This window comes from Polaromonas sp. P1_G4 (genome assembly GCF_056405475.1).
Map to the genome: position 1 here is coordinate 1 of NZ_JBFUCA010000893.1, position 1,014 is coordinate 1,014.

Here is a 1,014-nt window from a genome sequence, read left to right on the forward strand (position 1 = left end):
ATGTAGCCCGGCCAGTTGGTGCCGAACTGGAAGCTMATGGTGATGCCGCTGACCACACCGAGGGCAAAGGTCAGCGCGAAAATTTTCACCCAGAACTGGTAGGCGTCCATCCAGTATTGCGCTTTGGTTTTCACGAAGCGCAGCTTGAAATACAGCAGCACCCAGCCCAGCGAAATGCTGATGGTGGGAAAGAGGATGTGGAAGGTGATGTTGGCCGCGAACTGGATGCGGGCCAACAGGAATGCGTCTAAACCGTCCATCATCAACTCCTGTTTTCGTCGGGAAGGTTGGCAGCAGGTGCTGCGGGGCCGAGGAGCTCGCCGGAAGGCTTCGCCGCCACTTTGCTGGATGCGGTGCGGCCTGTCAAACCGGCCTTCACGCTACTGGCGACCTTGTCCTTCACTTCCAGCAGCTTCTGCACCTTGGCGCCCATCTTCATCAGGCTCATCAGCGTGGCCGAGTCCATCTTCTGCACATCGGCCAGCCAGCCCGTCATCAGCTCGATCAGGTCGTGCATCTGCTTCATGCGCGCCTGGGCGTGGATGTCATCCTGGTTGGCCGGGTGTTCCATCAGCGCATCGCGCAGCATTGAAAGCGTCGGGTCAATCTCGCGCTTGCGGCGTTCCTCGGCCAGTGTGCGGAAGATGGCCCAGACGTCTTCCGGCGCACTGAAATACTCGCGCCTGTCGTTCGGCAGGTGCTGCAACCGCACCAGGTTCCACGACTGCAACTCCTTCAGCCCCATGCTGACGTTGGACCGCGAAAACGCCAGCGCTTCGCCGATTTCATCGGCATTCAGGGCCCGCGGCGAGACATATAACAAGGCATAAATCTGCCCCACAGTACGGTTAATGCCCCACCGACTGCCCATTTCACCGAAATGGAGAACAAACCGCTGGGTTAAGGGGGCCAGATTCATGGTTTGGGTCTCTTTACGGCGTCTTTGGTGTATTGAATTTTCAGGAATTACTGAAATTCTAATAAATCCAGGGAGTTCACGCCAGGGGTTTGGTG

Annotated in this window: 2 protein-coding genes; both read right to left on the reverse strand. The window is 57.6% G+C overall.

The features are described from left to right. The coding region (locus tag AC1D1X_RS24230; RefSeq protein WP_477699476.1) for a cytochrome ubiquinol oxidase subunit I at nucleotides 1-260 on the reverse strand (260 nt) is incomplete at its 3' end. Between the two features lie 2 nt (nucleotides 261-262). Next, on the reverse strand, nucleotides 263-919 hold the full coding sequence (locus AC1D1X_RS24235) for a GbsR/MarR family transcriptional regulator (protein WP_477670055.1): 657 nt from the start codon (nucleotides 917-919) through the stop codon (nucleotides 263-265). Nucleotides 920-1,014: the final 95 nt, after the last annotated feature.

Coding starts and splice junctions, on each gene's coding strand:
- AC1D1X_RS24235 (WP_477670055.1), bottom strand. CDS start 919: ATGAATCTGGCCCCCTTAACCCAGCGGTTTGTTCTCCATTTCGGTGAA.